Annotated in this window: 9 protein-coding genes; 7 read left to right on the forward strand and 2 right to left on the reverse strand. The window is 69.1% G+C overall.

Translation table 11 applies throughout. The features are described 5' to 3' along the window. Positions 1–507, forward strand: a complete 507-nt coding sequence (locus tag GAS53_RS01945) for an SRPBCC family protein (RefSeq protein ID WP_151475619.1) — start codon at positions 1–3, stop codon at positions 505–507. Continuing rightward, the gene (locus GAS53_RS01950; RefSeq protein ID WP_151475620.1) at positions 507–1166 is read left to right on the forward strand and encodes a dihydrofolate reductase family protein; all 660 of its coding nucleotides are present in this window, start codon (positions 507–509) and stop codon (positions 1164–1166) included. Before GAS53_RS01945 ends, GAS53_RS01950 begins: the two co-directional genes overlap by 1 nt. A gap of 173 nt (positions 1167–1339) precedes the next feature. On the opposite strand, the gene GAS53_RS01955 is transcribed toward GAS53_RS01950, so the two are convergent. Beyond that, positions 1340–2182, reverse strand: coding sequence for an SDR family oxidoreductase (locus tag GAS53_RS01955; protein ID WP_151475621.1), 843 nt, complete (start codon positions 2180–2182; stop codon positions 1340–1342). A gap of 64 nt (positions 2183–2246) precedes the next feature. Here GAS53_RS01955 and GAS53_RS01960 point away from each other — a divergent pair, with 64 nt between their 5' ends. Next, a complete protein-coding gene (locus GAS53_RS01960; protein ID WP_151475622.1) occupies positions 2247–2585 on the forward strand; it encodes a winged helix-turn-helix transcriptional regulator in 339 nt (112 codons plus the stop codon). Between the two features lie 22 nt (positions 2586–2607). On the opposite strand, the gene GAS53_RS01965 is transcribed toward GAS53_RS01960, so the two are convergent. Beyond that, entirely contained in the window at positions 2608–3489 is an 882-nt protein-coding gene (locus tag GAS53_RS01965) for an SPL family radical SAM protein (RefSeq protein WP_151475623.1), read from the reverse strand. Between the two features lie 318 nt (positions 3490–3807). Here GAS53_RS01965 and GAS53_RS01970 point away from each other — a divergent pair, with 318 nt between their 5' ends. The 4 genes from GAS53_RS01970 to GAS53_RS01985 all read left to right on the forward strand — a co-directional run bounded on the left by GAS53_RS01970 (position 3808) and on the right by GAS53_RS01985 (position 6040). After that, the gene (locus GAS53_RS01970) at positions 3808–4188 is read left to right on the forward strand and encodes a VOC family protein (RefSeq protein ID WP_151475624.1); all 381 of its coding nucleotides are present in this window, start codon (positions 3808–3810) and stop codon (positions 4186–4188) included. Positions 4189–4326: 138 nt separating this feature from the next. Continuing rightward, on the forward strand, positions 4327–5109 hold the full coding sequence (locus tag GAS53_RS01975; RefSeq protein WP_151475625.1) for an MBL fold metallo-hydrolase: 783 nt from the start codon (positions 4327–4329) through the stop codon (positions 5107–5109). A 38-nt stretch (positions 5110–5147) separates the two neighbouring features. Next, positions 5148–5540, forward strand: a complete 393-nt coding sequence (locus tag GAS53_RS01980; RefSeq protein ID WP_151475626.1) for a nuclear transport factor 2 family protein — start codon at positions 5148–5150, stop codon at positions 5538–5540. Between the two features lie 74 nt (positions 5541–5614). Continuing rightward, positions 5615–6040: a PPOX class F420-dependent oxidoreductase gene (locus GAS53_RS01985; protein ID WP_151475805.1), complete on the forward strand. Its 426-nt coding sequence runs from the start codon at positions 5615–5617 to the stop codon at positions 6038–6040. The last annotated feature ends 44 nt before the right edge of the window (positions 6041–6084 follow it).

Consider the following 6084-nt stretch of genomic DNA (forward strand, 5'->3'; position numbering starts at 1 on the left):
ATGAGCGCGACGGGACGAGGAGCGCCGGCGCAGTCCGCGACGGCCGACCGCGAGATCGTGATCTCCCGGGTCATCGACGCCCCACGGGAGCTGGTGTTCGAGGCGTTCACCGAGGTGCGGCACCTGTCGCGGTGGTGGGGTCCGGAGGGGTTCACCACCACCACGCGGTCCTTCGAGTTCCGCGTCGGCGCGGAGTGGGAATTCGTGATGCACGGGCCGGACGGGACGGACTACCAGGAGTGGATCTCCTGGACCGAGATCGTCCCGCCGGAGGGGATCGCGCTGCTGCACGGTGAGTCCCGCGACGACCCGAACGCCTTCGAGTCGGTCCTGACCTTCGCGCCGGACGGCGCGGCGACCCGGATCGTGATGCGCACGGTGTTCCCCACCAAGGAACTGCGCGATGAGGCGGTCGAGAAGTACCACGCGATCGAGGGCGGCCAGCAGACCCTGAGCAACCTGGCGGCCTACGTCACCGACCTCGAGCGGAAGGGGGCGGAGGGCTGATGGCCGGGAAGGTGTTCTTCAGCGTGTCGATGTCGCTGGACGGCTTCATCGCGCCCGTGCCCGTTGACGACGTCTTCGCGCCCGAGAAGCGGGACGACCCGGACGTTCAGCGCTGGATGGCGCAGTGGATGGAACTGCAGCAGTGGGTGTTCCCGCTGCGGTTCTTCCGGGAGAACCTGAAGCTGGGCGAGGGCGGCGAGGAGGGCCGCGACAACGACATCGCGCGGGAGACGTTCGAGCGCACCGGCGCGAGCGTCATGGGCAAGCGCATGTTCGACCTCGGCGAGCAGGCATGGCCGGAGGAGGCGCCCTTCCACACCCCGGTCTTCGTCGTGACGCACACCAAGCGTGACCCGTGGGAGCGGCCCGGCGGCACCACGTTCCACTTCGTCAACGACGGCATCGAGCACGCCCTCGACCAGGCCCGCGAGGCCGCCGGCGACCGCGACGTCCGCATCGCCGGCGGCGGTGCGACGATCCTGGAGCACCTGAACGCCGGCCTGGTCGACGAGTTCTCGATCGCGCTGTCACCGGTGCTTTTCGGTGCCGGCACCCGCCTGTTCGACGGCGTGGACGCGTCCAGGGTCGCGCTGGAGCCGGTCCGTTCGGAGCCGTCGTCGCGGGTGACGCACCTGACCTACGCCGTGCACCCACGGTAGCCGCGCTACCACTCCACCCTGGCGACCCGAGCACCCACGGCGCACATGCCTGAATCAGCAGGCCACCACGGCCAACTGCGCATAGCCATTTTCACGTGGCAGGCCGCCCGCGGGACTGGGCGGCCTGCCACGTGCTGCCTGTCAAACCCGGTCGGAGCCGGCGGTGATGACGGTCAGACGCCGATGTCGGCCAGCCACTGGCTCGTGGTCCGGGGAGTGACGCCCAGCAGCTTCTGGGCGGAGCTCTCCGGCGCGATCGAGCGGCCCGGCATGGCGCTCATCGCCTGGTAGACCCCCGCGACATCAGCGGCCGCGCCCTCCCCGAGCAGGGGCGCGATCGAGACGCGCATCTCCTCCGGGGTGATCGGCTCGAAGACCACGTCCCGGCCCAGCCGGGTGCCGAACGCCTCGGCCAGATCAGGCCCGGTGATCGCCGGGTACTGGCCGACGGAGACCACACCGGTGACGTCCGTGCGCTCGAACAGGGCGACGGCGACATCGGCGATGTCCAGGTGGGAGGCCCAGGAGACGGGGAAGTCGGCCCGGATCGCGTAGGGCAGCACACCGCGCTCACGGACCGAGTCGATGACGTAGGGCATGAGCAGGTTCTCCAGGTACAGCTCCGGTGCGATCACCGCATGGGACACGCCGCTGTCGGCCAGACCGGCAGCCAGCGTCGCGGCGGCTCCGCCGATGGCGGGATCGATGGGGAAACCGCTGGTGGAGAACACCACGCGGGCCGGCCGGGCCGCACGGACGGCGGTGAGGATGTTGCCCGCGAAGATCTGGCGATCCTCTTCCGAGCTCACCGGCAGGTGGACGAACACCCCCGCGGCACCGCGGTAGGCGGCGGTCAGGTCAGCGGCGGAGGAGTAGGCGGCGGCCACGACGCGTGCGCCGTCCACGACGGTGTGCTCGTTGCGGGTCACAGCGGTCACGGGCTTGCCTGCGGCGGCGAGAGCGGAGACGACGGGGGAACCCTGGGCGCCGGTGGCGCCGTGAATCACGTAGGTCATGAACCCCATTAGTGCATGCGATGCATCAGTTACATCAACTGCACTAATGGGCTACGCTCAAAAAATGCCCGACCCCTGCCTCCCGGAGTGCGGTGTCGCCCGGTTCCTCGCCCTGCTCAACGGCCCCTGGGCCACCTTGATCGTGCGCGAGCTCCTGCGCGGCCCGCACCGCTTCACCGAGCTGCGCGACGGCCTGCCCGGCATCAGTCCGCACACGCTGACCAGCCGGCTGCGCCAGTTCGAGACCCACGGCATCGTCATCCGCACCGCCTACGCGGAGATCCCCCCGCGCGTCGAATACCAGCTCACCCCCCTCGGCGAGGGGCTGCGTGACGTCCTCAACGCCATGGGCGCCTGGGCCGAGGCGGTCCCCGACCCCGAGCCCGACGCCGTCATCACCTGACTCTCCCGTCGGTGCGACGCGCTCACGCCGAGTCGGCCAGCCTCTGCCGCAGGGCGTCGTTGTCGTCGTGGTGGACGACCTCGTCGAAGCGCAGCCGCAGCCCGTGCTCGGCCAGCAGGCCGGCCACGATTGCGTCGAGCTGCTCGCGGTGCTCCTTGGTGCGGGCCTGTACGTACGCCTCGCGTACCTCGTCGGGTTCGTCGGCGAGGACCTGGTCCATGCGTTCGCGGATGTACTGCTTGAGGTTGATGTGTTCCATGAACACCTCGGTGATGCCTGCCTCGACGAGCTGCCCGAAGAGGTGGTCCAGGAGTTCGGGCCGGGTGGCGAAGTGGGGCAGGAGCGGGCCGACGAAGGCGAAGGTGGGGATGCCGGCCTCGCGTAGTTCCGTGAGGGTGCGCAGGCGGCGGGAGGCGAGCGGGGCGCGGACCTCCAGCCAGCGGCTGACCTTGTCGTCCGCAGTGGTTACGGTCATGCCGACCTCGGCGCGGGGCAGGCTGGTGAGCAGGTCGATGTCGCGGGTGACGACCGGTGACTTTGTCAGGATGCGCACCAGGCCCGGGTACTCGACGGCCTTCAGTTCGCGCAGGATGCCGCGGGTGAGCCGGTACTTCGTCTCGTGGCCCTGGTAGGGGTCGGTGACCGAGCTGAGCAGCATCGTGCCGTGGCGCTTGTGCTCGGGCATTTTGGCCAGCTCCTTTCGGGCCAGTTCGACGGCGTTCTTCTTCACGTACAGGTAGTCGCCCCACTCCTTGACCGACCGGCCGAACTGCCGCCCCGCGAAGGAGGCGAAGCAGTACGCGCAGCCCAGCACGCAGCCGGTGTAGGGGTTGATCACGTAGTCGTTCGACGGGGTCTTCGACTTCTGGATCAGGGTCTTCGCCTCGATCTCGACCGGTTCCATGACGGGCTTCCTCTCTGTTGCGACCGCCCGCGTCTGTTGCCGACCGCCCGCGCCGGGGCGGCCTCGTTCCTGTGCTGTCGGCGGGGCGGGCGATTGGACGCCGAACCTGCATCACATGGAACAATAATCTCTGGAAGTTGATTCCATGGAATCTAAATGGTTTGCTGGGTGAACGGACGAGCCGATGCCTTGGCTGCCTGTTCCAGTAGGCGGGCCTAATGCGGCCATTCCGGCGGAGCGCGGCCGTCACCCCCCGGGGGCGAGCCCGCTCTGGAGAGTTACTTTTGTCCCGATATGGGGCCGTAAGGAGTGAGTGTCATGACCGTTCCCGCCTTCAACTCGGTCGCCTGGTTCGAGTTCGGCACCGACCGGCCGGAGAAGATCAAGGAGTTCTACGGAGAGCTCTTCGACTGGAACTACGTCCCCAACACCAACACCCCGGGCGTCACCTATCACTCGGTGATGCCGCCCGGTGCCCAGCAGCCGGCGGGCGGCGTGTGGGAGTCGGAGGGCAAGTTCCCCAGCTACGCGATCTTCTACGTCCTCGTCCAGGACGTCGCCGCGACCGTCGAGCGCGCCGGCGAACTCGGCGCCGAGGTACTCATGGAGCCGGTCGCCGACTCTGCGGGCTTCAGCTTCGCCCGGCTGCAGGACACGGCCGGCAACCACTTCGGCGTCTTCTCCGCACCCGCCCCCTGACCTGCCGTGCGGGCCGCCGCACAGCACCCGCCGGATGGCCCGTCCCGCAGCACGGCCGACGGCCCTTCTCCTTCCATCCCCTCTCCTGCCGGAGCCACCCGCAGGGCCCCGCACTGTTCCCCGACCGGGAGGCCCCCGATGTCCGGCGCCGGCGCCACCAGCGAAAAGATCCCCGTCCACGTCTACGGTGGCCCGACCACCCTGATCGAGTACGGCGGGCTCAGGTTCGTCACCGACCCCACCTTCGATCCGCCCGGCGAGTACCCGATGCCCCTCCCCGGCGACCACAAGCTCATCAAGACCGACCCGTCACCCGTCGCCGCCGCCGACCTGGGCGGCATCGACGCCGTCCTGCTCTCCCACGACACTCACGACGACAACCTCGACAACGCCGGCCGCGCCTTCCTGCCCAAGGCCCCTGTCGTCTTCACCACCGAAAGCGGTGCCGGCCGCCTCGGAGGAAACGCTCACGGCCTCGCCTTCTGGGAGACCGCCGAGCTCTGGAGGCCCGACGGCGGCACCGTGACCGTCACGGGCGTACCCGCCCGGCACGGCCCCGTCGGCTGCGAACCGGTCACCGGCGACGTCGTCGGCTTCATGCTCACCTCAGATGACCTGCCCTCGGTCTACGTCAGCGGCGACAACGCCGCCCTGGAGCATGTCAAGGAGATCGCCGGGAGGTTCGCTCCCGTCGACACCGCGGTCCTCTTCCTCGGCGGCGCCCGCATGGCCTTCGCCTTCGACAACGCCCTGCTCACCCTCGACAGCGCCCAGGGCGCCGAGGCCGCGAAGTTGCTCGGCGCCCGCCGGGTCGTCCCCGCCCACTTCGACAGCTGGGCCCACTTCAAGGAAGGCCGAAGCGAGATCGAGGCCGCTTTCACCGAAGCCGGCCTGGCCGACCGCCTCGACTTCGCCCGATAGCCACCCACCCCCGCACAAGAACCCAAGGAGCAAGTGACATGACCAGCTCGAACATCGACATCGCCCGCACCTATTTCCAGGCCGTCCAGACCGGAGACATGGCTGCTCTCGGCGACCTCCTCGACGCCGACATCGTCTGGCACCAGCCCGGCGCCAACCAGTTCTCCGGCGAACACAAGGGTCAGGGCGCCGTCTTCCAGATGCTCGGCAGCATGATGGAGACCAGTCAGGGCACCTTCGCGATCGACAAGATCCACACGCTCATGGGCAACGGTGACCTGGTCGCCGCCACCATCCACTTCACCGGCCGCCGCGGTGAAGCTTCGATGAGCATGGACGGCGTCGATCTCCTGCGCATCGCCAACGGCAAGATCACCGAGATGTGGCTCTTCTCCGCCGACCCGGCCGCCGAAGACGCGTTCTGGGGCTAGGGCCTGCGGTGCCCGAGGCCGACTCCGCCTCGGGCACCCACGAGCCGATCCGTACGCACACGAAAGGCACCCGCATGCGGAAGATGACCGAGCAGCAGTGGCGGACGTTCGTCACGCACGGCACCCGCACCGGCAAGCTGTCCACTGTCCGCGCCGACGGCAGCCCTCACGTGACACCGGTCTGGTTCCTCCTCGACGGCGACGACATTGTGCTCACCACCGAGAAGAGCGGGGTCAAGGGCCGCAACCTCGCCCGCGACGGACGGTTCGCCCTCTGCGTCGACGAGGACCGACCCCCGTACGCGTTCGTCCTCCTCCAGGCCCGCGCGAGAATCTCCGAGGACCCGGACGGCATGCTGCGCTGGGGCGGCCTCCTGGGCGCCCGCTACATGGGAGACGACCGCACCGAGGAGTACGCCGCACGCAACGGCGGCCCCGGCAACCTCCTCGTTCGCGGCCGCATCGACAAAGTCATCGCCTTCGCGGGTATCGCCGACTGAGTCGTGGGCTGATGGGCCGGGGCCTGTGTTCGTCCGGCCCCGGC

Source organism: Streptomyces albicerus (genome assembly GCF_008905045.1).
GTDB lineage: Bacteria > Actinomycetota > Actinomycetes > Streptomycetales > Streptomycetaceae > Streptomyces > Streptomyces albicerus.

Excerpts from the sequence above, each read along its gene's own strand:
- GAS53_RS01945 (WP_151475619.1), top strand. The coding sequence starts at position 1 with ATGAGCGCGACGGGACGAGGAGCGCCGGCGCAGTCCGCGACGGCCGAC.
- GAS53_RS01950 (WP_151475620.1), top strand. The coding sequence starts at position 507 with ATGGCCGGGAAGGTGTTCTTCAGCGTGTCGATGTCGCTGGACGGCTTC.
- GAS53_RS01955 (WP_151475621.1), bottom strand. The coding sequence starts at position 2,182 with ATGACCTACGTGATTCACGGCGCCACCGGCGCCCAGGGTTCCCCCGTC.
- GAS53_RS01960 (WP_151475622.1), top strand. The coding sequence starts at position 2,247 with ATGCCCGACCCCTGCCTCCCGGAGTGCGGTGTCGCCCGGTTCCTCGCC.
- GAS53_RS01965 (WP_151475623.1), bottom strand. The coding sequence starts at position 3,489 with ATGGAACCGGTCGAGATCGAGGCGAAGACCCTGATCCAGAAGTCGAAG.
- GAS53_RS01970 (WP_151475624.1), top strand. The coding sequence starts at position 3,808 with ATGACCGTTCCCGCCTTCAACTCGGTCGCCTGGTTCGAGTTCGGCACC.
- GAS53_RS01975 (WP_151475625.1), top strand. The coding sequence starts at position 4,327 with ATGTCCGGCGCCGGCGCCACCAGCGAAAAGATCCCCGTCCACGTCTAC.
- GAS53_RS01980 (WP_151475626.1), top strand. The coding sequence starts at position 5,148 with ATGACCAGCTCGAACATCGACATCGCCCGCACCTATTTCCAGGCCGTC.
- GAS53_RS01985 (WP_151475805.1), top strand. The coding sequence starts at position 5,615 with ATGCGGAAGATGACCGAGCAGCAGTGGCGGACGTTCGTCACGCACGGC.